At 35.0% G+C, this 1,590-nt stretch carries 1 protein-coding gene and 1 pseudogene; one reads left to right on the forward strand and one right to left on the reverse strand.

Annotated features, from left to right (window positions below; all coding sequences use genetic code 11):
* Positions 1-152: 152 nt before the first annotated feature.
* On the forward strand, positions 153-1,022 hold the full coding sequence (locus tag SP041_RS20620) for a hypothetical protein (protein WP_025565932.1): 870 nt from the start codon (positions 153-155) through the stop codon (positions 1,020-1,022).
* Positions 1,023-1,044: 22 nt separating this feature from the next.
* Here the strand turns inward: SP041_RS20620 and SP041_RS20625 are convergent.
* Positions 1,045-1,476: pseudogene (locus SP041_RS20625) on the reverse strand (IS110 family transposase); the annotation flags it as partial.
* Between the last annotated feature and the right edge of the window lie 114 nt (positions 1,477-1,590).

Consider the following 1,590-nt stretch of genomic DNA (forward strand, 5'->3'; position numbering starts at 1 on the left):
GACTCAATTTAATCAATTAGTTAATAAAAACAAAATAATCTATTTAATCTCAAGTAAATGTAAGCTACTGTCATTTTTATTTAAAATAAACAGGCTGAAATGAGAAATTCTACAGCCTCGTTATGCGCTTAAGCAAAGTCAAGGATTTGAGATTGATTCTAGGAACGAAAACATTAGAAAAACTTCGCATTCTTATTAACGAAGAAACAGAATATCGAAGTGGACCTAAAATAATTCAATTCTTTAATGAATTGGGGTTTAGCGATAGTTATGGGCAAGGTTTTCCTTCGCGCTGGATGTTTACCGACGAAAGACTTGCAGCAATAAATGGCACACCAAATATTGACAAATGCATTAAAAATTTATTCTCTCCTGTTAGCTTTATTGAAAACCCAGAAAAACTAGATTTACACATCTTAGAGTTCAACAAATATCTAGCATTTGATAAATGGAAGGTTGTAAGAAATCACGCTGACATCTCATTTCAAAAATTAGATAAAGTTGAATTTACGGCTCCTAAGAAAACAAATGATGAAGAAGGTTTTCTCAACCAAGAGTTTAAAGATTTAAAGTTATCTAACCTTCAACTGGATAGCACTATAACCAGCGTACTTGAATATAGGGTTAAAGAAATAGAGAGTTGTTTTTCTGCCAATGCTCCACTTTCTGTAATTCTTATGGCAGGTAGTACGCTTGAGGGTATTTTACTGGGTGTAGCAACTAGTAACCCTAGGATCTTTAATTGTGCTAAAAGTGCACCAAAAAATCGGGAGCAAAAGGTAAAGCCGTTTCAAGAGTGGTCACTTGCAAATTTTATAGATGTTTCAAAAGAGATAAATTTATTGCACCATGACGTTCATAAATTTAGTCATGCCCTCAGAGACTTTAGAAATTACGTTCACCCATTCGAACAAATGAGTACAGGCTTTAATCCTACTATGCATACAGCTAAAATTTGTTTGCAGGTATTAAAAGTCGCTATACACCAAATCAATGAGAATAATAGGTGTATCAGCGCATAACAAGTGACTATGGTGTCAAATCCTAATTTGTATTCATTTTAGGATTCCACATGACACCATCTCTAACCATCGAATTTAGGATAATAATCATCTTACGAACGCAAGCAATGATGGCGGTTTTTTTTGGCTTTCCTGCTGCTAATAATCGTTGATATGTTGCTTTAAAAACCGGATTACATTGCATCGCTGACATCATTGCCATGTACATCACAGTTCGTATTTTATGGCGCCCACCGCGTATGTTTCGTTGACCTTCATAACGCCCACTTTCTTTATTAAAGGGCGCAACACCAATTAATGATGCAGCTTCTTTATTGGTTAAATACCCTAATTCTGGCATGTCACTTAATAGGTTAAATGCAACGACATTACCGATACCTGGCATACTTTGGATGATTGTATTTTTAGTTTTATATTCACTGCATTTCTCAATCAATCTACTTAACCTCAATTCTGCTTAAGGAATTGAACTAAATGCCCACCTAGCGATCAGATCTTTCGACCAAGAACGATTTGAAAGCAACATAAGGTGGGCAGATGGATAACTTAGTGGAATTATTTTGTGATG

Source organism: Psychromonas sp. SP041 (assembly GCF_000470315.2).
Classification (GTDB): Bacteria; Pseudomonadota; Gammaproteobacteria; order Enterobacterales; family Psychromonadaceae; genus Psychromonas.